Annotated in this window: 27 protein-coding genes and 1 tRNA gene; 12 read left to right on the forward strand and 16 right to left on the reverse strand. The window is 66.3% G+C overall.

Annotated elements, in window-relative coordinates; genetic code table 11:
* Positions 1 to 31: 31 nt before the first annotated feature.
* A complete protein-coding gene (locus EDC64_RS04045) occupies positions 32 to 748 on the reverse strand; it encodes a HugZ family pyridoxamine 5'-phosphate oxidase (RefSeq protein WP_274594933.1) in 717 nt (238 codons plus the stop codon).
* 300 nt (positions 749 to 1,048) lie between these two features.
* Here EDC64_RS04045 and EDC64_RS04050 point away from each other — a divergent pair, with 300 nt between their 5' ends.
* From EDC64_RS04050 to EDC64_RS04080, 7 genes are all read left to right on the forward strand, one after another.
* Positions 1,049 to 1,750 (forward strand): response regulator transcription factor, encoded by a 702-nt coding sequence (locus tag EDC64_RS04050; protein WP_132029914.1) that lies wholly within the window; start codon positions 1,049 to 1,051, stop codon positions 1,748 to 1,750.
* A gap of 28 nt (positions 1,751 to 1,778) precedes the next feature.
* The gene (locus EDC64_RS04055) at positions 1,779 to 3,545 is read left to right on the forward strand and encodes a sensor histidine kinase (RefSeq protein WP_132029915.1); all 1,767 of its coding nucleotides are present in this window, start codon (positions 1,779 to 1,781) and stop codon (positions 3,543 to 3,545) included.
* Between the two features lie 3 nt (positions 3,546 to 3,548).
* A complete protein-coding gene (locus EDC64_RS04060; protein WP_132029916.1) occupies positions 3,549 to 4,031 on the forward strand; it encodes an HPr kinase/phosphorylase in 483 nt (160 codons plus the stop codon).
* 114 nt (positions 4,032 to 4,145) lie between these two features.
* A complete protein-coding gene (locus EDC64_RS04065) occupies positions 4,146 to 4,547 on the forward strand; it encodes a PTS sugar transporter subunit IIA (protein WP_132029917.1) in 402 nt (133 codons plus the stop codon).
* On the forward strand, positions 4,516 to 4,860 hold the full coding sequence (locus tag EDC64_RS04070) for an HPr family phosphocarrier protein (RefSeq protein ID WP_132029918.1): 345 nt from the start codon (positions 4,516 to 4,518) through the stop codon (positions 4,858 to 4,860). The genes EDC64_RS04065 and EDC64_RS04070 overlap by 32 nt, the downstream gene beginning before the upstream one ends.
* A 99-nt stretch (positions 4,861 to 4,959) precedes the next feature.
* Positions 4,960 to 6,438: a sensor histidine kinase gene (locus EDC64_RS04075; RefSeq protein ID WP_132029919.1), complete on the forward strand. Its 1,479-nt coding sequence runs from the start codon at positions 4,960 to 4,962 to the stop codon at positions 6,436 to 6,438.
* A gap of 281 nt (positions 6,439 to 6,719) precedes the next feature.
* Positions 6,720 to 6,796, forward strand: a tRNA-Arg gene (locus tag EDC64_RS04080).
* Here EDC64_RS04080 and EDC64_RS04085 read toward each other — a convergent pair.
* From EDC64_RS04085 to EDC64_RS04110, 6 genes are all read right to left on the reverse strand, one after another.
* Positions 6,797 to 7,921: a tyrosine-type recombinase/integrase gene (locus tag EDC64_RS04085; protein WP_245504517.1), complete on the reverse strand. Its 1,125-nt coding sequence runs from the start codon at positions 7,919 to 7,921 to the stop codon at positions 6,797 to 6,799.
* Between the two features lie 292 nt (positions 7,922 to 8,213).
* The gene (locus EDC64_RS04090; RefSeq protein WP_132029920.1) at positions 8,214 to 8,432 is read right to left on the reverse strand and encodes a phage head-tail joining protein; all 219 of its coding nucleotides are present in this window, start codon (positions 8,430 to 8,432) and stop codon (positions 8,214 to 8,216) included.
* Between the two features lie 2 nt (positions 8,433 to 8,434).
* A complete protein-coding gene (locus EDC64_RS04095) occupies positions 8,435 to 10,264 on the reverse strand; it encodes a prohead protease/major capsid protein fusion protein (protein ID WP_132029921.1) in 1,830 nt (609 codons plus the stop codon).
* Entirely contained in the window at positions 10,261 to 11,700 is a 1,440-nt protein-coding gene (locus EDC64_RS04100) for a phage portal protein (protein ID WP_132029922.1), read from the reverse strand. Before EDC64_RS04100 ends, EDC64_RS04095 begins: the two co-directional genes overlap by 4 nt.
* An 8-nt stretch (positions 11,701 to 11,708) precedes the next feature.
* Entirely contained in the window at positions 11,709 to 12,185 is a 477-nt protein-coding gene (locus tag EDC64_RS04105; protein WP_132029923.1) for a hypothetical protein, read from the reverse strand.
* Positions 12,186 to 12,263: 78 nt separating this feature from the next.
* Positions 12,264 to 12,773, reverse strand: a complete 510-nt coding sequence (locus tag EDC64_RS04110) for a hypothetical protein (RefSeq protein ID WP_132029924.1) — start codon at positions 12,771 to 12,773, stop codon at positions 12,264 to 12,266.
* A gap of 94 nt (positions 12,774 to 12,867) precedes the next feature.
* Here EDC64_RS04110 and EDC64_RS04115 point away from each other — a divergent pair, with 94 nt between their 5' ends.
* On the forward strand, positions 12,868 to 13,116 hold the full coding sequence (locus EDC64_RS04115; protein ID WP_165933633.1) for a helix-turn-helix transcriptional regulator: 249 nt from the start codon (positions 12,868 to 12,870) through the stop codon (positions 13,114 to 13,116).
* Positions 13,109 to 13,591, forward strand: coding sequence for a hypothetical protein (locus EDC64_RS04120; protein WP_132029926.1), 483 nt, complete (start codon positions 13,109 to 13,111; stop codon positions 13,589 to 13,591). The genes EDC64_RS04115 and EDC64_RS04120 overlap by 8 nt, the downstream gene beginning before the upstream one ends.
* 296 nt (positions 13,592 to 13,887) lie before the next feature.
* Here the strand turns inward: EDC64_RS04120 and EDC64_RS04125 are convergent, their stop codons facing one another.
* The 4 genes from EDC64_RS04125 to EDC64_RS04140 form a co-directional block, all read right to left on the reverse strand.
* Positions 13,888 to 15,738 carry a phage terminase large subunit family protein gene (locus EDC64_RS04125; protein WP_132029927.1) on the reverse strand — a complete coding sequence of 617 codons (1,851 nt, stop codon included), beginning with the start codon at positions 15,736 to 15,738 and terminating at the stop codon, positions 13,888 to 13,890.
* Entirely contained in the window at positions 15,731 to 16,270 is a 540-nt protein-coding gene (locus tag EDC64_RS04130; RefSeq protein WP_132029928.1) for a hypothetical protein, read from the reverse strand. The genes EDC64_RS04125 and EDC64_RS04130 overlap by 8 nt, the downstream gene beginning before the upstream one ends.
* Positions 16,271 to 16,606: 336 nt before the next feature.
* On the reverse strand, positions 16,607 to 17,434 hold the full coding sequence (locus EDC64_RS04135; RefSeq protein ID WP_132029929.1) for a hypothetical protein: 828 nt from the start codon (positions 17,432 to 17,434) through the stop codon (positions 16,607 to 16,609).
* Positions 17,435 to 17,658: 224 nt separating this feature from the next.
* Positions 17,659 to 17,838, reverse strand: a complete 180-nt coding sequence (locus EDC64_RS04140; RefSeq protein ID WP_132029930.1) for a hypothetical protein — start codon at positions 17,836 to 17,838, stop codon at positions 17,659 to 17,661.
* Between the two features lie 283 nt (positions 17,839 to 18,121).
* Here EDC64_RS04140 and EDC64_RS04145 point away from each other — a divergent pair, with 283 nt between their 5' ends.
* Together EDC64_RS04145 and EDC64_RS04150 are read left to right on the forward strand one after the other, a co-directional pair.
* Positions 18,122 to 18,856: a hypothetical protein gene (locus tag EDC64_RS04145; RefSeq protein ID WP_132029931.1), complete on the forward strand. Its 735-nt coding sequence runs from the start codon at positions 18,122 to 18,124 to the stop codon at positions 18,854 to 18,856.
* Positions 18,857 to 19,051: 195 nt separating this feature from the next.
* Positions 19,052 to 20,098 carry an AI-2E family transporter gene (locus tag EDC64_RS04150; RefSeq protein WP_207915876.1) on the forward strand — a complete coding sequence of 349 codons (1,047 nt, stop codon included), beginning with the start codon at positions 19,052 to 19,054 and terminating at the stop codon, positions 20,096 to 20,098.
* Positions 20,099 to 20,254: 156 nt separating this feature from the next.
* Here the strand turns inward: EDC64_RS04150 and EDC64_RS04155 are convergent, their stop codons facing one another.
* The 3 genes from EDC64_RS04155 to coxB are packed head-to-tail and all read right to left on the reverse strand — an operon-like array spanning position 20,255 to position 23,756.
* Positions 20,255 to 20,575, reverse strand: coding sequence for a hypothetical protein (locus EDC64_RS04155; RefSeq protein WP_132029932.1), 321 nt, complete (start codon positions 20,573 to 20,575; stop codon positions 20,255 to 20,257).
* On the reverse strand, positions 20,572 to 23,115 hold the full coding sequence (gene ctaD / locus EDC64_RS04160) for a cytochrome c oxidase subunit I (RefSeq protein ID WP_132029933.1): 2,544 nt from the start codon (positions 23,113 to 23,115) through the stop codon (positions 20,572 to 20,574). The genes EDC64_RS04155 and ctaD overlap by 4 nt, the downstream gene beginning before the upstream one ends.
* On the reverse strand, positions 23,112 to 23,756 hold the full coding sequence (coxB, locus tag EDC64_RS04165; protein WP_245504518.1) for a cytochrome c oxidase subunit II: 645 nt from the start codon (positions 23,754 to 23,756) through the stop codon (positions 23,112 to 23,114). The genes ctaD and coxB overlap by 4 nt, the downstream gene beginning before the upstream one ends.
* Positions 23,757 to 23,801: 45 nt before the next feature.
* Here coxB and EDC64_RS04170 point away from each other — a divergent pair, with 45 nt between their 5' ends.
* Entirely contained in the window at positions 23,802 to 24,311 is a 510-nt protein-coding gene (locus EDC64_RS04170) for a DUF2231 domain-containing protein (RefSeq protein ID WP_132029934.1), read from the forward strand.
* Here EDC64_RS04170 and EDC64_RS04175 read toward each other — a convergent pair.
* Positions 24,272 to 24,778: a CopD family protein gene (locus EDC64_RS04175; protein WP_132029935.1), complete on the reverse strand. Its 507-nt coding sequence runs from the start codon at positions 24,776 to 24,778 to the stop codon at positions 24,272 to 24,274. The two genes, EDC64_RS04170 and EDC64_RS04175, sit on opposite strands and share 40 nt — an antisense overlap.
* Entirely contained in the window at positions 24,775 to 25,488 is a 714-nt protein-coding gene (locus tag EDC64_RS04180) for a cytochrome c oxidase assembly protein (protein ID WP_245504519.1), read from the reverse strand. Before EDC64_RS04180 ends, EDC64_RS04175 begins: the two co-directional genes overlap by 4 nt.
* Positions 25,489 to 25,524 lie beyond the last annotated feature (36 nt).

Consider the following 25,524-nt stretch of genomic DNA (forward strand, 5'->3'; position numbering starts at 1 on the left):
ACGCTTCAAAACGATTAAATTTACTGAAACGTCACGATCTTGCTACCTGCGCAAGCGCAACAAGAGCTTCCCGCACTGCAGCAACACTTGTGACGCGATGCGGAAAATCCAAGCGCCGCACGACGCCCTCCCGCATCAGATCGCAGCCTCCAGGATCGAGAGCGAGCATGCGCCAGCCGGTCCCGGACGCGGCGAGGAGACGGCCGGCATAGAGATCGATCGCGTCGGAATGATCGGCGTTCATATGGGCGACGATGTCGGCCTCTGCCGCCCTGACCGCCTCGGCGCCCGACCAGTCGGTGGCGAGGCACGATCCCGGAAGGGTCGAAATGCGGCCGAACCCCGCAACCAGATGCGCCTCCTCCACCGCCATGCGGTAGAAGGCGAAGTCGGCGAAATCCGCATAGTCCGCCGCGTCCGGATGCCGCGCGAGAAACCGGGCCCGGGCATCGGCATCGACGATCGGTCCGATCCGGCCCAGCGCGCTCACCCGTGCCCCCATCAACCCGTCCGGCACCCCTGAGGCCGTGATCAGGAGCGAGACGCGCGCATCCTCCCGGACATTGCGCGTATGACGTGCGAGATTTGACAGGAGCAGAATCGGCGCGCCTGCCGCGTCGGGCGCCACCGACACGAGGGAGACATAGGGCGCACCGCCCGTCTCGCGTGTGGCCAACGCCCCAAACCGCGCCTCCTGGACAAGCCGGAGCGCGGTCGCGGCCGGCTCGGTGGATCCCGTTCTTTGCAAGGACAGCCCTTTCCGATGGATGGTTGAGCGGCTCTTCCTTTCCGGCCCGGCGGGCCGGATGTAGGCGCATTGGCGGAATCGCATTTTCTAGCTATTTTAGGTGATTGACCGAACGGTGTCACATTTCGGCCACGCGAACGGGCTTCACCCTGAGACCGGATCCGCTCAAGTTGACGGCCTGGGCGGCGACTCCGTCTCTACAGCTTGATAGAGAACGTGTTGCAGCTCAGACGACGTTGCACTCTGACCTGAACGCGCTCTAGCCGCCCCCGCGGCCGACCGACGCTTGAAAGAGGTGTCATGCCCACGATCGCCCTCGTCGACGACGACCGCAACATCCTGACCTCCGTTTCCATCGCGCTGGAAGCGGAAGGATATCGGATCGACACCTATACCGACGGGGCGTCCGCGCTGGACGGCTTCAAGACCAATCCGCCCGATCTCGCCATCCTCGACATCAAGATGCCGCGCATGGACGGCATGGAATTGCTGCGCCGGGTGCGCCAGAAGAACGATATGCCGGTGATCTTCCTCACCTCCAAGGACGAGGAAATCGACGAATTGTTCGGCCTGAAGATGGGCGCGGACGATTTCATCAAGAAGCCGTTCTCCCAGCGGCTTCTGGTCGAGCGGGTGAAGGCGGTTCTGCGCCGCTTCAGCGGCAAGGACGGCACCGCGCCGCGCGAGACCGACAGCGCCAAGGTTCTGGAGCGCGGTCTCCTGCGCATGGACCCCGAGCGCCACACCTGCACCTGGAAGAACGAGCCGGTCACGCTCACGGTCACCGAATTTCTCATTCTCCAGGCGCTCGCCCAGCGCCCGGGCGTCGTGAAGAGCCGCAACGCTTTGATGGATGCGGCCTATGACGATCAGGTCTATGTCGACGACCGGACCATCGACAGCCACATCAAGCGGCTGCGCAAGAAGTTCAAATCGGTGGACGACAATTTCGACATGATCGAAACCCTCTATGGGGTCGGCTATCGCTTCAAGGAAGGCTGAGGACGGGGGTCGCACCCCGCCCGCTCCCATGACCCTCGACGTCCAAAACGCCGCCGAGCCGGTCCGACCGCGCCGCGCCTTCGGCGTGCTCGCGGGCTTGCGGCGGGTGCGCCGCTTCGTCGCGTTCAATGGCTTTTCCAGCCTGACGCGGCGCATCGTCCTGCTCAATCTCGCAGGCTTGTGCGCCCTGGTGTCCGGCATCCTCTATCTCTCCGAATTCCGCGCCGGCCTGATCGATGCCCGGGTCCAGAGCCTTCTGGTCCAGGGCGAGATCATCGCCGCCGCCATCGCGGCCTCGGCCCAGGTCGAGACCAATGCGATCACGATCGATCCCGAGCGGCTGCTGGAACTCCAGGCGGGGGACAGTTTCGGGCCGGCCGAAGATGGTTTCTCGCCGCTCGAATTCCCGATCAATCCGGAGCGTGTCGCACCGGTTCTGCGCCTGCTGGTGGGGCCGACCGGTACCCGCGCCCGGATCTATGACCGCGACGGCATGATGCTGCTGGATTCCCGCTCGCTCTATTCGCGCGGCCAGATCCTGCGCTTCGACCCGCCGCCGCCCACCCAGCAGCCCCCGGGGCTCCTGGAGCGCGCCTGGCGCGGCCTCCAGCGGTGGATCGGCCGCGGCGAACTCCCGCTCTACAAGGAATTCGGCCCGCAGAGCGGGAAGGAATATCCCGAGGTCGCCTCCGCCGCCCTCGGCCAGAAGGCGAGCGCCGTCCGGGTCGACGACCGCGGCCGCATCGTGGTGTCGGTCGCGGTCCCGATCCAGCGCTTCCGCGCCATCCTGGGCGTGCTGCTCCTGTCGACCCAAGGCGGCGAGATCGACGAGGCGGTGGAGGCCGAGCGGTTCGTCATCGTCCGGGTCTTCCTGGTCGCCGCGGCGGTGATGGTCCTGCTGTCCGTTCTGCTCGCCGGCACCATCGCCGATCCCGTGCGAAAGCTCGCCGACGCCGCGGAGCGGGTGCGCCGGCGGATCAAGTCGCGGGTCGAGATCCCCGACTTCACCGCCCGATCCGACGAGATCGGCCATCTCTCCGGTGCGCTGCGCGACATGACGAGCGCGCTCTACAATCGCATCGAAGCGATCGAGAGCTTCGCCGCCGACGTCGCGCACGAATTGAAGAATCCCCTCACCTCCCTGCGCTCGGCGGTCGAGACGCTCCCGCTCGCCAAGACCGACACGTCGCGTGGACGGCTGCTGGAAGTGATCCAGCACGACGTGAAGCGGCTCGACCGGCTGATCTCGGACATTTCCGACGCCAGCCGGCTCGACGCCGAATTGCAGCGCCAGGAAGCCGCCAATGTCGACATGCGCCAGCTTCTGGAAATGGTCGTCGGCATGGCCCAGGACGTGCGACGGGACGACGGGGTGAAGGTGGTGCTCGCCTTCGAGCGCGCGCCCGGCGCGCCGCAGGACTTCACCATTGTCGGGCACGCCTCGCGGCTCGGCCAGGTGGTGGACAATCTGGTGTCGAACGCGCGCTCCTTCTCGGCACCGGAGGCGACCGTGACCGTGACCTGCCGGCGCCTGAAGCAGGGCGTCGAAATCGTCGTCGAGGACGAGGGTCCCGGCATCCGCCCCGATGCGCTCGGCCGGATTTTCGAGCGCTTCTACACCGACCGGCCGCACCAGGGCTTCGGCCAGAATTCCGGCCTCGGCCTCTCGATCTCGCGCCAGATCGTCGAGGCCCATGGCGGGCGGATCTGGGCGGAGAACCGCGTCGCTCCGGCGGAGAGCGGCGAGGAAAAGGTCCTCGGCGCGCGCCTCGTCGTGTCCCTGCCGAGCGGCTGACTCATGGCTGCGTCCCCGACCGACCCGCCCCCTGCGGACGCTCCCCGCCTGCCCCCCACCGTGCATGCGAGCTGCGTATTGATCGGGCAGACCGGCATCCTGATCCGCGGCCCTTCGGGAAGCGGCAAGTCGCACCTGGCGCTGCGTCTCATCCTCGACCCGCCGCGCGTCCTTCCCCCGGCCCGCCTCGTCGCCGACGATCGGGTGCGGCTCGATCTGCGGGCGGGGGCGGTGGTGGCGTGCGCGCCTGCCGCATTGGCAGGCATGATCGAGGTGCGGCATCTCGGCCTCCGGCGCTTGCCGCACGTTCCGGAAGCGCCGATCTCCCTCGTTCTCGACCTCGGCGTGGACGGCGCCTCCCGCCTGCCCGAGCCCGGCGCGTGCGAGACCGTCATTTGCGGCCAGCGGCTCTGGCGCATCGCCATCCCCCCAGGCACGGACGCCGCTCTGCTGGTCGCGGCCGCCCTCGCCACGCAGAATTCCTGACGCGCACATGCTTTTGTGCGATGCACCCCTTGCGTAATTTTTGAGCCGCTCTGAATATGGCGGCCCCGTAACGCGGGATGGCCTTCGCACGTTTCAAGCGGAGGCGGAGGCAACATGATCGGTCTCGTGCTCGTAACCCACGGTCGTCTGGCCACCGAATTCTGTTCCGCGCTGGAGCATGTGATGGGTCCGCAGGACCAGATCGCTGCCGTCACGATCGGACCGGACGACGATATGGAACGCCGCCGCCACGATATTATCGAGGCGGTGCAGCGGGTGCAGACCGGCGACGGCGTCGTCATTCTCACCGACATGTTCGGCGGCACCCCGTCGAACCTCGCGATTTCCGTGATGAACGCGCCCGACGTGGAAGTGGTGGCGGGGATCAACCTGCCGATGCTCGTGAAGCTCGCCAAGGTGCGCTCGGAGCTGCCGCTCGCCGAGGCGGTCAACACGGCGCAGGAAGCGGGGCGGAAATATATCAATGTCGCAAGTCGCGTCCTTGCCGGAAAGTGACGCCGCCGCCGCGCATGCCTGCGGCGCGGCTCCTGCCGAAGGTGCGCTCGTCCGCACCCTGCCCATCGTCAACAAACGCGGCCTGCACGCCCGTGCTTCGGCGAAATTCGTCCAGACCGTGGAGCGATTCACCGCCGTGGTGACGGTGTGCCGGAATGGCGAGGCGGTGAACGGCAACTCCATTATGGGGCTTCTCATGCTGGGCGCAGCGCCGGGCACCAGCGTGACGGTCACCGCCAGCGGGAGCGACGCCGCCGCCGCCCTCGAGGCCCTCGCCGCCTTGGTCGCCGACCGCTTCGGCGAAGAGGAATAGGCCGCCTCTGGAATAGCGGCCATTCACAGGCCACATTTGCGTGAGGTTAAGCCGAGGGACGGCCGCAAACGCGGCGCCGCCCCATCGGTCTTGGAGACGATGTTCAGGCAGGAGAGCGAGACCTCCCCGATTTTACGCGCGGGCCCCTGGCGGCGCGTGCGCCTCGGCTTGTCCGGCAAGCTGCTGATACTGACCGTGGTGTTCGTGACTTTGGCCGAACTCGCGATCTTCGTGCCCTCCTTGGCCAATTTCCGCCTCGCCTGGCTGTCCGACCGAATCGCGGCGGCGCGCACGGCGGCGCTGGTGCTCGAAGCCGCGCCGGAGGCGGCGGTGCCGCCCGAACTGGCGCGCCAGATCCTCGACAGTGTCGGCGCCCAATTGGTCGTGGTGAAACGCGAGGACACCCGGCGCCTGCTCGCCATGTCCGACATGCCGCCGGCCATCGACCAGCATGTCGACCTGCGCGACGCCCCGTTCTGGCGCACCGTGCCGGATGCCTTCGAAACCCTGTTCGCCGGCCGCAACCGCACGCTGCGCGTCGTCGCCGCGGCGCCGCGGGACGGCGACTTCCTGGAGATCGTGCTGTCGGAACGTCCGCTGCACGACGCGATGGTGAAGTTTGCCGCGACGATCTTCCTCATTTCCTTCCTGATTTCGGCGAGCGCCGGCCTTCTGATCTATTTCAGCCTCCACGCTCTGTTCGTCCGGCCGATGCGCCGGCTGACCGAGCGGATGTCGGCGTATCGCGAAGCCCCGGAAGATGCCTCGCGCATCCTCATCCCGTCGGGGCGGGACGACGAGATCGGCATCGCCGAGGATGCACTCGCCGAGCTTCAGCGCGGTCTGTCGCAAACCCTGGCCCAGAAGACGCACCTTGCGGCGCTCGGGCTCGCGGTCTCGAAGATCAACCACGATCTGCGCAATCTGCTCGCCTCGGTGCAATTGATCTCGGATCGGCTGGCCACCATCCAGGACCCTGCGGTCCAGCGCTTCGCCCCGAAGCTGCTCGCGGCCCTGGACCGCGCCATCACCTATTGCGAGCAGACTTTGTCCTATGGCCGCGCCCAGGAACCCCTGCCCGAGCGGCGGGACGTGGTCCTGGCCGAGTTGGTCGAGGAGGTGCGCGATACGCTCGGCATCCCGCCGGACGGTTCGATCGGCTGGGTCGCCACGCTCGACCGCGCTTTGACCGTCGACGTCGATCCGGACCAGTTGTTCCGGGTGCTGCTCAATCTCTCCCGTAACGCCATGCAGGCGCTTGCGGCGCGCGCGCCGAACGCGGCGGAGCGCGACCAGATCCGCATCGGCGCCCGGCGCCGCGGGGCGGTTGTGGAGATCGAAGTCAGCGATACCGGGCCGGGAATTCCGGCCGCCCATCGCGATCAGTTGTTCTCGGCATTCCGTGCCTCTGCACGGCGCGGCGGCACCGGGCTCGGCTTGCCGATCGCGGACGAGCTGGTCCGCGCCCATGGCGGCGAGATCCGGCTGATCGACGGCACGATCGGCGCAACCTTCCTCATCACGATTCCCGACCGTCCGGCCGAACTGCGCCGGCGCGGCCAGCGCGCCCGCGCCTGATGCGCAGCCAGCGCACTCGCGCCTGAGGCGCGGCCAGCGCGCTCGCGCCTGAGGCGCGGTGGCACAGCCCGTCAAACCGATCCCGGCAAGGCGCAAGCGAACCTCCGCGCCGGCGCCGACGCGGCCGCGCGCGCCGCGCGACGTCGCCGGCGATTTCGCCCCCGCGCACGGGCCTTGCGCTGCCGCGCAAAACAGGCTACCTCACGCGCCTCGCGGCGGGATGCTCGCCGCGAACCCCGGGGTCCACGGCCCCACGGGCCGGTCGCAACCGGCGGGGTCAGGCGCCGGTAGCTCAGCTGGATAGAGCACCAGACTACGAATCTGGGGGTCGGGAGTTCGAATCTTCCCCGGCGCGCCATCACTTAGCATCGGTCTGCCCCTCTTGTTTTGCAGTCCGTTTTGCAAAATCCGTTTCCAGAACGTTCTCGAATTTGGCAATCGCGCTATCGGCCATAGTGCTGGTTCGCGCGAGATACTTGTCCAAGATCTCTTGTGCACGGCGCAGCGAATGGCCAGTGATCGCCACAATCTCACCGAGGTTGCAGCCCGCTTGAAAGAGCATGGTCACCGTCGTGCCCCGTAGGTCGTGGAAGTGCAGATCAGTGATGCCTGCCGCAGCGCACGTCTTTTCCCAGAGTTCGGCGAAATAGCGCTTCTTGAAGGAGCGCCCGGTCTTCGTCGTCAGGATTAAAGGAGAACGACGCTCCAGCATGTCGAGCGTTACCTTCAGCGCTTTGGTGCAGCGCACGCGCACGACGCGGCCGAGCTTGTCGCCGCGGCGGGCTTTGCCCTGGCGCAGCGTGATACGGGCACCGTCGTAGCTGCTCCACGCCAACCGCAACAGGTCGCCCTGGCGCTGGCCCGTGTGGAGCGCGAGCACCAAGGCAAGCTGCATCTCGGGTTCGGCAACCGCATTGAACGCTTCCACATGCTCGGGAAGCCAGATCATTTCGGAGCGGTCGCCTTGGTAGGCGCGATCAAAGCCGTCGAGAACGTTCGCGCCCAATGGGCCATCTTTCGCAGCCCATGAAAGCACGCGTGCAAGGACGGTCACTCTGTTGTCGGCCTCGCGCGGCTTCTCGGCTGAAAAGGTGTCGTGCCATTTCAGCACGTCGCGGCGGAAGGCTTTGTCCTCAAGCGCCTCATGGGGGCACGTACCATAGCGGCTTTCCCAGAACGTGAGCACGCGGCGGTATTCACCCTTCGTGCTCTCTGCGAGGCGCCGCCACTTTGCAGTCTCCTCGAATTCACGAATGAGACCGGACAGGGTGCCGGCGGCACGTTTACGCATCCGCCGCTCGGCATCGGCAAGTGATGCAACGAACTCGGGAGAGCCAGGCGCACCAACAAGGCGCACGCCGCTGGCGCGGTGGTAATGATAAGTCGCCACCTCTCCGGATGCGAGCCGGCGCCGCACCGTATTGATGCCCCCAAGCCTAGCGCGCATTGCCGGCCTTCCACCGCTCGAAAGGCGATTCGTCAAGGGCCGGCGCCTCCGGTCCATCTTCTCCGACAACCTCTACGCGGCCATCTGGGTGCCCGGTCAGGCGCGCGCGCGTGTAACCTGCGGCACGCGCTGCCTTGAGGAGACGCGTTGCGTCGGATTGCCGAATGAGAGCTGGGCGCCTCGCCATCACTGCACCTCCCAGAGTAAGAATGCGGCCGCGCCCACCTTGCCCCCGTGCTTACGTCGCCCGACACACGGCGAGGAGGTGGGCTTGCCGTTGTTGGGCCGGCCGCCGGCCCGCAGGAGAGCCCCGTGCGTCAGGTTCACTTCACACCCCCTTCGTCGAGAAGACGCGCACCGTGCCGATGCGCCCTGCCGCCGTCGCCGCGAGGCGGCGCTCCAGATCCGCGATGGCACGGCCGAGTTCATCAAGGGAGCCGTATTGGTGGGAACGGCCATCGGAATACTGCACGCGCAGAATGCCGCGCCCGCGAATCTGGCGCAGCTCGGTGAGCTGCGCCTCCAATGTCGTGGCGTCCTCTGTCATGGTCAGCTCGCCGCCTTGGACGCGTACCAGCCGCGCCAGTCCACGAAGCCGGCGCCAAAGTCGAGGCGGACCTTGACCTTGACCCCGTCCACATCGAAACCCGCTTGCGTATCGATCTGCGGGCCAGGCTCGCCTTCCAGATAGGCATATTCGAGCCCATCCACCTCGGCGGGGTCCGCGACCAGATACCAGCGCCCCGTATCGGCGAGGCGCGACTCGACCACCACCGAAAGCTTCGACGTGAAGACATTCACGTCGTCCACCTTGGCGGGAGTGATCGCGGCCACAAGGGTTTCCGCCAGCGTCTCCAACTCGGGCGGCACCAGCAGGCTCTTCGGCGTCACCGCGATGGGCTCTGCAACCAGTCCTTTCTGCCGGCGCATGGCGACGCGGGCGGCCGTGAGGCTGTCGGTGGAAAGCGCCACCGTTCCCGTGTTGCCGTGGTTGGCGTGGAACAGGCCGAAGCCGTCAGAAAGGGTCGGTCCGGCACCGGCATTGCCGGTGAGCAGGTTCACGAGGAACTGCGCCTCGAACGCCGCCGCCGCTCGCCCCATGCGGCGGGCGAGGTCGGAGAAGGCGCCGAGGTCATCGTTCACCAGCGACTGGCGCGTGATGGAGATGATGCGGCCGAAGGTGTCGATCTTGTACGACTCCTTTGCCTCCGCCAGTCCGCCATATTTGAACTCGCCGCCTTCCAGCACCTTTTCGAGGGTCGGGGCCTCGGAGAGCTGGAGCCGGTGCTTGGCGCGGAAGTCGCGGTTCGTGGTCTCGCGGCCAAGCTGGCGCACGGCGGCCGTAGCAGTGCGGTAGCCGTCGCGCAGCGTGCGCCCAACCGTGTCGCCAAGGATCAGCGGGAAATCGCTGGTGCTGAGCGCCCGCTCGATCACGGCGGCGGAGGAAAGGCCTCCGGTCGCGATGCCCCGGGTGCGCAGGCAATCGCGGGCGATCTCCGGCATCGAAAGGCCGAGATAGGCGCGGGCCGGTTCGGAAGGCGCGTGGGCCGGGTTGGCACGGGCATAAAGCGCCTCGCCGATGGCGGTCGCGCGCAAGGCTGGGTCGGTGTGATCCACCCCGAAATTGATGGTGGTGGTGCGCACCTGCGCCGCGCCGGCGGAACGGGTGCGCATGGCTTCGAAGGCGGCGGCGCGGGCGGTCTCGACCGTCGCCGAAGCATCCACCTGGCTGTTCACCCACCCCTGATCAAGCTGGGCCACGGTGGCGATGGAGCGGATCTCCGCATTGACGGCGGCCCGGTCCGCGGGCGCCGTGATGGTGGGGGCCGCCGCGGCGGGCGGGTTGGCGCCAGCCGGATCGGCGGGCACAGTGGGGGCCGGCATGGTCTCACCTCGAATGGTGGCCTGACGGTCGGCGGGAATGGGGACGATGGAGAGTTCCACCGGGCTCCAGCGGGTCGCGGTCTTCACGCGCTGCCCGGCCTCGGTGGTCTCCTTCCAGTCGTGAATGACGTACCCCACGGACACACCGCGCAGGTGGCCATCGAGGATGTCTTGAATGATCGGGTCAACATCCGCCCGGCGGGACAATCTGATGATGGCGCGGGCTTCTCGGTTCCCGCCGACCGTCCAGGCCTTCTGGACGGAACCCAGCACGTCAGTCAGATCGCCCCGCCGGTGGCTGTTGAGGACCGGCGCGCCGATAAAGGCAGACCAGTCCTGTTCAAGGGAGAGGCGCTCGACGAAGCCGCCACGCACATCCATGCGCGACACGTCAGATCCGGTCGAGAACACCACCTCGAGGGTGCGCGCCTCCGGGTTCCAGCTCGTCGCCGCGAGCGGCGCGCGGCGGGTGACGATATCGGCGGGCGCGTTCATACAGCATCCTCCTCCGGGGCAAGGTCCTCTTTCGGAGCAAGCGCGCCGGGGCCGGTGGTGATCGCTCCGAATGCCAAGCCGAGGCCCGCCGCGCGGGCCGTGTCAGCGGCAATCTCGGCGTCCAGAGCTTCCAGATCATAGCCCCGCGCGGCGACAGCCTGCCGGCGGCTCATGAGGCCCGCGCCGATGGCGGCGATCTCCGCCTCTGCGTCCTTCTTGGGGTCCACCCATTCCTGGCGCGGTGTGATCCAGCGGGCGCCAAGCCAAGGCTCAGGGTCGCGCTCGAACCCTGGAGCGGCAATCCGTCCCGAGAGAATCTCGGTGGTGACGAACCGCCGCCACACTGGGCGGCAAAGCTGGAACACCAGCACATGGTGCTGGATGGCCTCCACCCTGCGGCGGAACTCCACAAGGCCGGCGCGGATGGAGGAATAATTCGTGTCGGAGAGGTCGCCCGTCAGAGTCTCATAGGGGACGCCGAGCCCCACCGCGATCTCGCGGGCCGTCACCTTCATGAACTCGATGACTTCAGAACCCACATTGGCCGGATCGGAAAAGCGGATGTCCTGGCCGGGCAGAAGCACCTTCAGGCTTCCCGGCTCCATGCCGCCATCCAGATTGCCCAGGCCGTCGCCCGCGCCTTGGAAGTCTGCCGGCACACCATTGGGATCGGTGATGAAGCCCGTGAGCAGCGCGGCAACCTTCTGGCGCATGAGCTGGGCATCGGACGCGGCGTCATAATCCGCGAGGCGCAGCAGCGCGGGGGCGAACCAGGAGAGGCCGCGCACCTGGCCGGGCACGTCGGCTCGGAACAGGTGGCACACATCCTCGGCGGGCAGGCGCACCGTATCCAGCACGGTGCCGAGCGGCAGGCCGGGCCGCTCACGGAAGGCGTGATAGGCGAGCCGCCGGCCGGACGAATCAAACTCGACACCGGCCACGATGCGCACACCGCCGCCCGCGTCCCGGTGCAAGGCTGGGTCCACCTGTTCCGCGTCGAGCAGGCGCACCTTCAGCGTGGCGCGCTCGTCATGGGTAAGGGTGGCGAAGGCTTCGCCGTCCACCACCATGCGGCGGGCGGCCAGCGCCTGGAGGCCGTAGAAGTCGGTGCAGCCCTCGGCGTCGGCCGCGTCCGTCCACCGCTCGAAGCTGGCATTCAGGTCGGCGCGCACAGCTCCATCGGGATGGGTGGATTGCGGCTTGATTCCGGTGCCCACGAGGGCGGAACCCCAGGCGTCCGCGCCGGATGCCGCCAGCGGATTATTCGCCACCAGCGCCCGCGCCCGCTTGCCCACCGGTCCCCGCGCGGCGAGCTGCGCCGCGATCTGGTTGGGCATGTCGACGAAGCCGCGCCACCGGCGCCCGCCGCCGGCCGCGTCATAGGAGCGGGCGGAAGGCTTGCCGAAGGAAAGGATGCGAGCGAGGAAGCGGTTCATAGCTTGACTCACAGGGTCCCCAAACGCTGGAGCACCCGAGCCTGAAGATCCGAGAAGTCGAGGCCGAAGAAGGCGCAGCCCTCACCCCCGCTATATTGGTTGGTGCCGCCGAAGGTGCTCACCTTGGCGAAGCTCTTAGGATTGCCACGCACGGGCCGGCACACCACGAAGAGATGACCGCCCTCGGGGCGACGGAAGTCCTCGAAGATTAGGCCTTCGAAGCGCTCGGAGCTGGCGAAGTGAGCGGACTCCTCCAAACCGATGCCCATGGCGGACACCTCGCCGAGAATCGCCCAGCGCATAATGTCGCCCCAAACCATCATGCGCTTGCGGTCCATGATGATGGGCTCGCCGCGCTCGAAGGGCAGATCCACTCGTGCGCGGATTACCCGCTGACGCGACTGCTCCACGCCTGTGAGGATGGATTGCTCACGCGGATCAAAGAACCGACCGAAAACGAGGTCAGGGTAGAGCATCTCAGTCATTGGAGTTCCAGATTCCATATCTGCTACATCATGAAGCTATAATCGCAGCTAATATGGAAATTTGCAAGCCGTCCACGGTCAAGCCCGGCTCGCTCGGGTAGCGGCTTGGGCCATGCCCCACAGCATCTTGTCGAGGTCGTCCGCCGCGAGCGTTGCAGCCAACTCGTCGCTCACCGGCTCGCCGTAGATGGCCGCTTGGTAAGAGGCCATGCACCCCATCTTTTTGGCGAACAGGTAGCGCAGCTGGACCGCGAACCCCTCGACCGTCGACGCTTGATGCCGCTCGATCTGGTCTCCGTAGAAATCTATGGCCTGATAGTAAGGTTCGTGATCGGCATCCGTGCCACCATTGGGCAGGAGCACGTCGCACGCATACTCAAAAGCCCGCTGCGCCTTCACGTACCCGGCCCAGGCGGCGAGCAAGGCCTTGTCGGGGTGCGCTTCCGCCGTCACGTCGACGGCTGCGCCAACCGGGGCCGCGCTGCCCACCAAGGCCAGTGCGCCAAGCGCGGAGGCCCTCCCCAGAAGAGCGCGGCGACTGGTTTCGGGCAAAGAGGGGGCGTTTGCCCCCGAGCTGTGCTTGGGCATTGACTTGCTCCGGTTGAGCGTGATGTGCTACATTGGGCACCATGCTAAATTTTGGATCAGAAGTCAAACACCATGCGCAACATTGTGCATTAAGATGATTGCACCCGCACAATGCCGCGCTGCGCGCGCGTTGCTGGAGATGGATCAAGCGGTGCTCGCGAGCGCGGCCAACGTCTCACGCAACACGATTGTTGATTTCGAGAAGGGGCGACGTGTCCCCACCCCCAACAACCTTGCGGCCATCCAGCGCGCCCTGGAGGCCGCCGGCGTCGAGTTCATCGCGGAGAACGGCGGCGGGCCGGGCGTGCGGCTGCGGGACAGGAAGGAAATGTCACATGCCTGACGGGGGGCCATCTTACGACTACCCGCGAGCGGGCTATGAGCAACTTCTCTTTAAAGCAAATGCCGCCGGGATTACAGTTTATTCAATATCAATTGCTACATTAATGGCAGGAAAAGAAGTACGAATTCCATTAATTGCATTTCTTCCACTCTGGTTATATTTTTTTGGTCTTCTTTTTGGTTTTTTCGTCTACGCAATCAGCATGCAGATTGTCGAAGACATGTGGCGCAGAAAAAAACGGAAGGAGGCTCTGGATCTTTTAGAGAAAACAGAATCCATTCGAACGCGGGAACCATTACTTAACAATATATACAATGAAGGAGTAGCCGCAGTCGAATTGGCAACATCGCAGCTCATGACACCGGAGAAAAAAGTAGAATTAGAAAATAATTCCGCTAAAATATATATATATTCTGGATACGCGTTTATATTAGGCACGTTATCAGCGCTTTTATGTGCGATGTTTGCATTTTAAACACACTAAAGACACCAAAATTCTAAGGCGTCCCCTTCCCCGTATGTGTAGTCGACATCCGATTTTCGCCCGCTCCCAGCGGCCTATGATATCCCCGGCGGCCAGCATCCGTTCGACTTCATCGCGAGCAAGCATTCCCGAGTTGATGATGAGCGCCCGGCCACAGCGCTGGCAGCTCGATCGGTTGCGGAAGCGGTAGCCGGGATGCCGCCGCCACGGTCTCATTTCATGACCATTTGCCTGCGCGCGTTTCATAGCCGCCATTTTTGCTTCGGTTTCCTTCAATCGCTCCATGACTACCCTCCCATCCATCTACTCGTAATCAGGCGCCCTGTTTCTTGCCCCAGCCCGGGGGAAGTTCGGACGGGCACAGGCGCGCCTGGCGGCGACGGTCGATCGCCAATCCTTATCCCAATCGCTCCCAGTCCCTGCAGGGCAGCATAGGCGTACACGCGGCAGTCGAGCGCCTCGTTCCTCACGCCCGGATCCTTCCGCCACTCACGCACGGGCACGCCCCTGCGCCAGCTCTTGATGAGCCGCTCGGCGCCGAGCTGGCGGAAATAGTCCAGGTCCCGACCCGCCGGGAAGTGGCAATAGCCGGGCCCTTCGCCCGTGAGGCGCAGGCGATTGGTGACCACCTCCTTCGCCGCATCCACGCCCACGATGAAGGGCGCCATGAGCTTGGCCCGGTCCTTCGGCTTCGGCGGGCGCCGGGGCCAGACGGGAAGGCCGGGGCCGGCGCGCCCCTTGATCGCCCACACCCGCCGCGCGCCGCGGTCCCGCGCGAACCGGTAGACCGTCTGCGTATGATGGCCGCCCGAATCGATGGCGACGGCGCGGATCGGCAGTGCGCCGGCCAGCAGGTGGCCGAAGGTTCGCAGAAGCTCTGCGTCCAATGCCCGCCAAACCTCGGGCTCGGCCGGGTTGCCCCATAGAACGCTATATTCCAGCGACCACGATTCCTCGCCCGCACCCCAGCCCACAATCTCCAATTCGAGCCGGTCGCCCTGCACGTCCACGCCGGCGGTCAAAACCGCGACACCCCCGGGCAGGCCCTCGCCCCATTCCTCGAGGCGCGAGAGGAAGCCGGCCGCTTCAATGGCCGAGTCGTCCCGGTCCTCGAACGGCTCGCCGAGCTTAAGGTTCGTCCAGGCCTTCAGCCGGGCCGGGTCTTCCTTCGATGCCAGGAAGTCAGCGGCAATTTCTGCCCAGCTCTCAAACGGAGAATAGAGTGCCGAGAGGTGGAAGCCAGCCGTGCGGCCGTCCCCTGCGGCCGTGGCGCGCCATTCGCCACGCGCCAGCAGCGCCGGTTTGTCCGCCTCCTCAATGATGCCGCCGCACGCCTCGCAGGCGTAAAAGGCCCTGCCCGGCTCGCGCTCCGGCCAGGTCACGCCGCGCCACACGAGCACCTGGTAAGCGGCGCAGTGGGGGCAAGGCACGAAGAAGCGCCGCCGATCGCTCTCAGCATAGGCCTTCTCGATGCGGGAAAGTCCCGCCTCGGTGGGGGTCGAGATAAGGAATACCTTGCGCCGGCCTCGGAAGGTCACAGTGCGCTGGACAGCCAGCGCAACCGGATCGCCTTCCCCGTCCGCGTCGGCGGGGAAGGCATCCACCTCGTCGAGCACAAGATAGCGCGCCGGGGTGGAGCGCAGGCCGGTGGCGGAGTTGGCGCCGGTCATCACCAGTGCGCCGCCGGGGAACTCCTTCAGGCCGACCGTGTTGCCCGGATCCTTGGCGCGGGCGGGCGCGATCTTCTGCTTCAGTGCCGGCGTGCCATCAATGAGCGGGTCGATGCGAGTGCGCGAGTTCCGCCGCACCATGTCGATGGAGGGCCACACGGCGAGGATCAGGCCCGGCGCATGAGCGATCCAATAGCCGATGGCGTTGAGCCCCGCTTCGGTGCCGCCAGTCTGCGCGCCCTTCATCAACACCACGCGTTCCACCGGGGACGCGGTGGAGAGGCAATCCATGATCTCGCCGAGATAGGGCACGCGCGCGGTGCGCCAACGCCCGGGCTCGGCATTGGTGCCCGGGAGCACGCGGTGCTTGTCCGCCCATTCGGTGACGGTGAGCTGCGGCTCCGGCTCCAGGCCGGCGCGCCATGCGGCATCCACAAGTTCGGCAGTGAGCGTCGCCAGGTCAGCCATGTTCGATGTCACCCAACGGCAGCGAGGCGAGCATCAGAAGATGATCGCGCACAAGCCGGTCCAAGGTCGCGACGACGGCGGCAAGGTCAGTGCCGGTGGCCGCGGCCAGCTCCGGGGCGGCGCGGTTCACCCATCCGATCCAGGCATCCCGCTCCGCCCGCGCCCGGCTCTCCACCGCTCGAAGCGTGGCACTCCGATCGATCAGGTGGCCACCGAGGCGCTCGGCCTTAAGACGGGCGATCTCCGCCTCGGACGCGTCACGGATCGCCCGTGGGGAGCAGCCATCGAACAGCGGCAACGAGGCCACCCCGCCGGATCGCCGCCGGGTCGGGTCGATGTTGGCTTTGACCCACGCCTTGCCGCGCTCGATATGGACACGCCCGTTCGGCTCGACGGGAAGTCCGGACGCGATCAACTGCGAGACGCGACCCGGCGAGACTCCGAGCAACTCGGAGAAGCCCTTTTTCGAGATGGTTTCAACATCCGCGATTGTGAGGCCGGGACGCGAAGGTGGGCTCTGCGTTTGCTGCATGACACCCCTTATTCTCGCTCGCTAAGTTTACGATCAAATTCGGCTAAATCTAACGAACTCAAAAGCATAGGCTACCCGTATACTGCGCTGGTGGGAGGACCCATGCCCCATGAAAGAAGATCGATCCCGCTCGCGCGGCGCAGAGTCGTTACCCCCCTGGCAATCTGCAAGGGGGGTAACGAAGCCCGGTCGGGAGGCGTGCGGTGCGGTGCGACTGTGCCGTCGCCCCGCCGCGCGCAACCCCATCGTGAGGATGCGCAATGGGGAGGCGATGGCGGACAGCCGCGACCGCCGACACCGATGCCTCCTTCCACCACCCAAGCCGGGGATAGGCGTTCACGACGCCACGCGGCCCTTGGTGTTGTCGCCACAGCGCCCTCCTTTCGTCCTGACAAGGGCGCTGCCTCTCCACCTCTCAGGGCGTCGCCCACCACCTGTTTCCCCGAAGGACTCTTCTTTTTCTTCTTTCCTCTTCGTGGGGTTCACCTTTTCGGCGTGAATTGACGGATTGGCCCCTATCCGGCCGCACTGATCCACGCGGCGCTTCGGACCGCGCCGGATCCAGGCAAGCCATTGCTGCGAGATGATCTCGAACACGTTAGGCAGATTTTTTGCGCCCTTCTGCGGGCGCAGAGTGACGCTCAACAGTCCAAGGCGACGGGCCTCATGAACAGCGTTCTGCGTCGTCGTGCGTCCGACGCCCGCTAGCGCCGCGATCTTGTCCAGCGGCAAGGTACAGCGCCCATGAGCCTTCACCTCGCCAGCAACGATTGTCAGCACGGCGCGCTCACCCTCGGTGAAGTGGCCGCGCAGTGTGTCTGGAAGGGCGCCAGAGCCGCCGAGATTCCTCCGCCGCTCACGCGAGGCCTGGCGATCTGGCGAGACAGGGCGGCGCCGCGGCCTGAAGAGGCTCCCCACCCGCTGCACCACTGACATGCCCGGCCGTGGCGAGCGAGGCCCCGACAGGTCCAGCCGACGCACATCTATGCGGCCCTGCAAATCTTCGACTTCGACGTCAGAGACGTGGCCGACCGTGTGCGCGCGATAGACCGAGCGCATAAGATCATCCAGCCGCGCCACTGAGCGCGCACCAACAATTTCGACATTGAAATGCGCAGCCGTGCTCCCCTCACGGCTGACAAAATACGGCGACTGTTGCACCACCCGGTTTGCAAGGTCTATACTAAGCCCTTGAAATTTATAATCCCTGCTATCCTTCGTTTTGCTAAAATTCTGTGCTGATTCAATGAACTGGGGCAGACTACGAATCTGGGGGTCGGGAGTTCGAATCTTCCCCGGCGCGCCATCACTCCTATAGCAGCGGTCTGCCCCTCCGGGCTTGCAGTCCGTTTTGCAAAGCCCGTTTCCAGAACAGTGTCGATTGGCGATCACGCGGCCATGGTGCTGGGGCGCGCGAGATACGTGTCGAAGATTTCCTGGGAACGGCGCCGCGACCGGTCGCGCACCGGCGTAGCTGTGCCGCGCCAGAGCCGCATCAGTTCGCTCTGCCTCCGGCCCGTGCGGCGCGCGAGCGCCAAGGCGAGGTGCTCCCGGGTTGGCACCCCCATGAAGGACGATGATCTCCCTGCCCCTGAAGCACGCGCCGGCCGGCTCGCATCGCAAGCTGATGATCAGGCTCTCGCGGCACGCGCCGGTGGGCCCGCATCGCAAGCCGACTGAATAACCCATTCTGCAACAAGTGTTTAAAGACTGATTTACCGATCTTCCTGTTCGAACGGATCGGATCACGCGCGATATCTCGCGCATTTTATCAGTGGGCCGGAACAAGGGCGGCGATCCTCTGTTGGCTGACGTGGGTGGCAATGATCCTGAAATCGAAAGGAGCATCTTATGAAGAAGACATTCCTAAGCTTGTCGGTCTTCGCTCTGGCACTTTCCGGAGTCCCAGCCATCGCGAACGAGTCCGCGTCCGCCACGACACCGCGTGCCGAACGCATTGGCGCGGACAAGATCGGGCAGAAGCTCGGCGATGCCGGCGTAGAAAGCCGCGCCGACTTCAAAGGCAAGCTGGTCAGGGCTCAGACGCCGGAAGGCCATCCTGTGATGTTCGTCTTTGGCCCGGAGAATCTAGCGGGTGACGAGGACATCGACTTCCGGCAGGACCGTGTCCGCGGGCGCCTGACCGAGGCGGCGTTCAGCCGGCTGGAATTCATCGATGACGAAAGCATCGTGCGCGGCGAACTCGGCGACAAGGCGGTCCTCGCCTTCACCGCGGAGCATGGTTGGCGCGGCGTCACCGGCCCTGCCGAGGCCAGCACCCCGGATGCGGATCGCTTGAACGAACGGCTCGGCGAGGTTGGGTTCGAGGACCGGGAGAGCCTCGACGGCAGCCTGCTGCGGGCGAGTTCGGGCGGCCAGTCCATCTTCGTCCTGATGGGTCCACAAGACTTCTCCGGCGGCGGCAGCGTCGCCCTCAGCGCGAAAGAATTGTCGGACTTTCAGAGTGCGTTCGAGAACGCGGAACTCATCGAATCCGTGACCCTGCGGCGCGGCACCATCGGCGGCCAGACGGTCGTCGCGATTTCGGGCAGCGGTATTGCGCCCGACGTCAATACCCCACGGTGACGGAAGGGCGGGCGAGGTCTTCTCGCCCGCCTTTTCCGACAAACCGCCTGCCCCCCGTGACGCGGCGCATTCGCCGCCAACGGCGTCCGCGTCCGCCGTCCGGTCGCGCCGGCGGACGGAGCTTCGCGCCGCGCGCTGGAACGAGACGCCAGATGCGGCGCATTCGACGGATTCTTTTCAGGGGGCTCTGAGATCATGGAACCCACAGGGTCTCCGATCGGCGTGGCAGGCAGCCCAGTGACGCGGCGCGCTGTTTCCCTCTTGGTGCTTGCGGCGGGGCTCGTCGCGCTGCTTTTGCTCGCGGCGGACGTGCTGCTCATCATCTTCGCGGGCCTGCTGTTCGCCGTTTTCCTGCGGGGGGGTGGCGTTTGGATCTCCGGAAAAATCCATCTCGCCCCCGCCTGGGGCGTCGCCATGTTCATGGTCGCCCTTCTTGCGGCCTTCGCCGCTTTCGCGGCGGCCGTGGCGCCAACCGTCTCCACGCAAATCGACGAATTGGGCCGCCGCATCCCGGAAGCCCTGGAGACCCTCCGGGATCGCATCGAGGCTTTCTCATGGGGTCCGGCACTTCTCGACAGGCTCTCGCCCAGCTCCCTCGGATCCTCGGGAGCGGGTGATACGGCAGCCAGCGCCGTGACGACGACGTTCGGAGCGCTGGGCAATGCGGCCCTGATATTCTTTATCGGGCTCTACGGGGCTTTCAGCCCAGAGGTGTATCGGCGCGGCGTGATCCTGCTGCTGGCGCCGTCCCTCCGCCAGCAGACCGACGACGTCTTTGACGATGTCACGAAGACTTTGCAGAATTGGCTCACCGCACAACTCATTGCGATGACGGTCGTCGGCCTGCTCACCGCAGCCGGGCTCTGGGCAGCGGGCATACCTCTCGCCTTTGGACTCGGCCTGATCGCCGGCCTCCTCGCTTTCATCCCAAATATTGGGCCGATACTCGCCATCGCACCGGCCCTTCTGCTCGCTGCGGCACAAGGTCAGACAGCGATCTTGCTCGTCTTGGCGATTTATATCGGCGTTCAGACCTTGGAAAGCTATGCCGTGACGCCCCTCGTCCAGCAGGAGAAGGTGGACCTAGCGCCGGCGTTCGTCATTGCCGCACAGCTATTGATGGGAGCGCTGTTTGGACTCCTCGGCTTGGCACTGGCGACGCCGGTCGCCGCGGCCTTGATGACGCTGACAAAGCGGATCTACGTAAGACAGTATTTGGAGAGGGAGCCGCCCTCGACATAAGGATCCGCCGACCAAGCGGCGCGAGCCGCTGAGGGGTCCCCGTCTCGTCACGAGGGGCTCGAAGAAGGCACATTCCACCCGTTCGGCAGTGCCGCGTCCGGTGTGCGTCGGGGCCGGATTTCCCGAGATTTGGGGCATCCGGATGCGCTTGAGCGATCAGCAGGTCGAGGCGACCAGCACCGGCGCCAGCGTGAAAAGCGTGGCGACGAGGCCGATCCATAGTCCCAAGCGCGGGATCGTCGCGTGCGGCCCGAGGCGCGGCCCCACGTGGCGGAGCAGACCGAGACAGGCAAGGAGCCCGGCAAGGCCGACGAGCACGATGACCGCCCGCTGCAGGCTGACCGGGCCATAGAACACCGCGGGCCATCCGAGCGCGCATCCCAGGCCATGCAGTCCGTACGCGGTGGAGAAAGCCACCGCCCAGATGGTGGGGCCGGCGATGAGCCAGGCCAGCCAGCGCAGTCCCGGCCCGTTCATGCCGCCGCCGCCTGTGCCCAAATCCCCGCCATGCCCAAGGCAGCCACCGCCAGGGTGTAGCCGTGCCAGAGCCGCCAGCTGCGCAGGGCGCCGGATCTGCACGGCGGCGGTTCCCCGCGCCGCGCCTGATCCAAAGCATATGCGCCGAAGACCGCCGAGACGGCGACGTGCAGCCCCACATAGGCGATGATCGCCGCACGCACCGCATCGCCGGCATGCCGGGTCGGATCGGGAAGCTGCCAGATCGCCTGGGACACGAGCGCGAGCAGGGCGACGAAGACAAGGGTTGCGGCTGCGATCAGGCTGGCCGAAGGCCGCCCGCCGGCTTCGCTGCGCGACAGGGCACGCTGCGTGCAGACCGCGCCGGTGGCGAGAAGGGCCAGAACGGCGGCGGCGCCCGCCGCCAGGATCCGCGCATCCGGGGGCCAGGCCGGCATGGGGGCACCGGGCGAGACGAGCGACAGATAGGCCAGCCCGAACAGCAGTGAGGCAAAGAAGGTTCCGTCTGCGAACAGCAGGCATTGCAGCCCGCTCAGCGTCAGCGTCGTCCCGCTCCGAGGCCGGGTCGGCAGGCGCAGCCCCGCGGCGACGTCGATCTCCTCTCGGTCGTTGCCAGCGGGCGCCCGGCGCACCCACATCCAGATCAAGCCGACCACCGGGATCAGCGCCAGAACGGCGATCTCATAGAAGCCCGCCAGCATCAGCAGCACGAAGCCGCAAATGGCGAGCGCGAGGACGAACGGCAGAGCCGAATTGAACGGCAGGACGGCGACGTGCTCGGGCCGCGCCGTTCCCACCGACGTCACCAAGATCTCCCGCCGGCCGCGCGGGGCGCCGGGCAGGAAGCCCTCGCCGCGGGCCAAAGGCAGCATCGCTTCGATTGCCCCGGCGGCCTGCAGGGCCGCCCCCGGAAGCGAGGCGAAATTGTAGGTGGGCGGCGGCACCGCGAGCGCCCAGTCGAGGGTCGGCGCCCGCCAGGGATTGCGCGGGCTGCGCTTGCCGAGCAGGGCCTGCAGCACGATGTCCATCAGGAACAAGGCGAAGCCGATCGTCATGACGAAGCTGAAGAAGGACGAGGTGAGGTTCAGCCAGACCCATTCCGGATTGTCCGGATAGGTCGGGACCCGGCGCGGCATCCCCATCAGGCCGGTCAGGTGCATGATGAAGAAGGTGCCGTGGAAGCCGATCAGAACGAGCCAGAAGGCCGCCTCGCCGAGCCCCCTGATGCGGCGCCGGCCGCTCATCATCGGCATCCACCAGGTCACCCCGGCCATCATCGGGAAGACGAAGCCGCCGATCAGGACATAATGCAGATGGGCGGTGACGAAGGCGGTGTCGTGCGCCTGCCAGTTGAAGGGGACGACGGCCAGCATGACGCCGGTCAGCCCGCCCATCACAAAGGTGAGGAAGAAGCCGAGGACGTACCACATCGGCATCTTCAATTCCGGTCGGCCACGCCACATCGTGCCGATCCAGGCGAAGATCTGCACGGCCGTCGGCACGGCGACCAGCATCGAGGCCGCCGAGAAGAAGGCCAGCGCCAGATGGGGAATGCCCACAGTGAACATATGGTGGACCCAGAGCCCGAAGCTCAGGAACACCATCCCCAAAATCGCGGCGACGACGGCGCCATAGCCGACGATCCGGGTGCGGCACAGCACCGGAATGACCGTCGACAGGACGCCGGCGGCGGGGAGGAAGATGATGTAGACCTCGGGATGACCGAACAGCCAGAACAGGTGCTGCCACAGCAGCGGATCGCCGCCGCGCGCGGGGTCGAAGAAGGGCCAGCCGAACGCGCGCTCCATTTCGAGGAGAACCGAGCCGAGGATCAGCGGCGGGAAGCCCGCCAGCATCATCGCGGCCGTACCGAGCATGTACCAGGCGAACAGCGGCATCTGCGTCAGCTTCATGCCGGGCGCCCGCAGACGCAGGATCGAGACCATGAGCTCGATCGCCGCCGACAGCGCCGAAATTTCGACGAAGGTGACGCCCAGCAGCCAGACATCGGCGTTGACGCCCGGGGAATAGGTGCGCCCGGACAGCGGGGTGTACATGAACCACCCCTCGCCCGGAGCGACCCCGGCCAACAGAGCGATGATCAGGATGGTTCCGCCGAGCAGGTAGCACCAATAGCCGAAGGCCGAGAGGCGGGGAAAGGCGAGATCCCGGGTCCCGAGCATCTTCGGCAGCAGATACATCGCCAGCCCCTCGAGCAGCGGGATGGCGAACAGGAACATCATGATGCTGCCGTGCATCGTGAAGATTTGGTTGTAGAGCGCCGTATCCAGAAACGCCCCGTCCGGGGTGGCGAGCTGCGAGCGGATCAGCATGGCGAGGAGGCCGCCTATGCCGAAGAACACGAACGCCGTGCCCATGAAGCGCAGGCCGAGCGTGCTGTGGCTCAGGCTCGTGACCTGTCCCCAGAGCCCGGGATCGTTGCGCCAGACCCGGTCCAGCTCCCGGTGAAGCGCCAGGGCGCGGCGGGGCGGATTTTCCGGGGCCGGGGCGCCGGCGGCGACGGCATCGCGCGCGGTCATAAGCGGGCCTCCCCGACGCGCGGCGGCGGCCAATCGGCGGGATCGTGCGCGATCACCTGGAACCGCATGGTCGCGTGCTCCAGCCCGCAGAACTCGGCGCAGAGCCCCTCATAGGTGCCGGGCTGGGCGACTTCGATGCGCAGCCGATTCTGTCGTCCCGGGATCGCATCCATCTTTCCCCCGAATTGCGGCACCCAGAAGGAATGGATCACGTCCTCGGCGGTGATGAGCACATCCACCGGCTGGCCGGCAGGGATGTGCAGAATGCCCTCCGCCTGAACCGGACCGTCCGGGCCGGGATAGGTGAAGGTCCATGACCATTGCCGGGCATGCGCCCGCACCTCCAGCGCCGGACCGTGCGGCAGGATCCGCTCGCCGACCCACAGCGCGGCGGCGAGCGTGGCCGTCAGGACCACGAGCGAGAAGGCGACGCCGAGCCCGAAGGTCCAGCGCGTCTCCGGAACGTCGCGCGGAGGCCCGAAACCCGCGGCGACCAGCACGAGCACCAGAAGGGTCAGCGCGGCGGCTCCCGCCAGCATCGCCCAGAGCAGCCAGGCGATATCCTGCGCGATCGGCCCCGCCGGCGACAATGTCGAGAGCGGGCCCTGACATCCTGCCAGGATCAGCGGAACCGCGAGCAAGCCTGCGCACTTCCCCGAAGAGCCCGGAACCGCGCTGGAGACCCCATGGACATGCGCCCCGAACTGACGGACCCGCTGGAAGAACGCCGGGCGCTGCAGGATACGGAATCGAAGATCGCCCTTGCCGGCCACCCGCTGCACGCGATGCTCGTCGCCTTTCCCATCGCCCTGTCCTTCAGCACGTTGGGCGCCGACCTCCTTTATGCCTGGACCGGCGCCGCGTTCTGGGCCGAGGCGGCGGGCTATGCGGTCTTTGGGGCGTTTTCCATCGGTGTTTTGGCGGGGCTCACCGGCACAGCCGAATTGCTGCTCGTCCGCGGCATCCGCAGCCGCTCGGCGAGCTGGACGCATTTCATCCTCGCCGTCATGTTGCTCTCGCTCCTGGGCGCGAACTGGATCCTTCGCATCGGGGATCCCGAGGGCGCGGTGCTGCCGGTCGGCCTCGCTTTGTCGCTGGTCGCGGCGGGGATGACCGCTCTGACCGGCTGGCATGGCGGGAAGCTGGTGTTCGACTATCAAATCGGCACCAAATCGGACGGGATCGATCGTCCCTGAGGCACTCTGAAATCGTGCGGCAGGGCGTCGATCATCGGTTGAAAATCCGGCTTGGCGAGCACGAGATAGAGCACCGCGCCCATGCACAGCAGACTGGCCGGCAGCGCGATCAACGCAGGCGGCATGCGGTAGGATCCCCTATGCTCGGCGGCACGAACCGCCAGATGCCCGAGCCAGGCATGGACGAGAACCATGCCGACCACCGCCAGCAGCTTGGCCATCAACCACGTCTCGCGGACCTCGGCCGCGAAGATCAGCCCCGTCCCCGCCGAAATGGCGACGACGGCCGCGGGCGTGACGACCCGCGTATAGGCGGCGTGAACCAGCAGCCGGAACTCCGAAAACCCTGCCTGCGTGCGAACCTCCTCCCGTCTGCCATACACTTGGAGAATGATCGGCAGCGCGATCAGCCCGGCGCACCACAGGCTGAGCGCGGCAATATGGACGCCCTTCAGCAGGGCGATCATGGCAGCGCGACCTCCCGCCAGCTCTGTCTGAGCAGGAGCCCGCCCAGCAGAGCCAGCGGGATCAGGCCCGGCCCCCACATGACGAGCCCGGCGAGCTGCTGGTCGGCCAGCGCGTCGAGGCCGTAGCCGGCGGTCAGTCCGAGATGCTCCGAATAAAGGATGCGCGGCGAGAAAGTGAGGATGGCAGCGATCAGCCCCATCTGGCCCATCAATCCGAACACGAGGCCAATAGATGCGACCCTTTCGGCCGAACGGTCCGCGTGCAGCACGTCGGACCAGAAGAGCCACGCGGCGCCCAGCAACCCAGCCTGCATCAGCCAGTAGATGGTTGGGCTGTTCCAGGCGAGCGTGTAAGCGGCAGGCAAATGCCACAGCCACAAGAAGACGGAGAGTGCGACGAACCCGCCGATCCGCGTCATCGGAAGGCGCAGCGGCCAGGCCAGCGCCAAGGCCGGGGCTGCCGCGAGGACCACGACGAGATGATGCAGCCCGCGCGCAGCGAACAGCGCGACCGTCAAAGCGCACAACGGGGAGACATAGGCGAGAAACAGCGCCGCGCTCGCCGCACAGGCCGCCCTCCTGCGGCCGCCGCGGAGCAGAGCCATTGCAACGAGCGGGGCGGCGGAGAGAGCGAGCGGCAGGGGCGCGAGGTTCCACGCCGTCAGAAGCGTCTCGGGCGCAGGACCACAATAGGGAATGATCTGGTCCAAGCCGACACTCCTTGAGCAGACGGGGATCCGGCGCGG

The organism is Aquabacter spiritensis (assembly GCF_004346185.1).
Classification (GTDB): Bacteria; Pseudomonadota; Alphaproteobacteria; order Rhizobiales; family Xanthobacteraceae; genus Aquabacter; species Aquabacter spiritensis.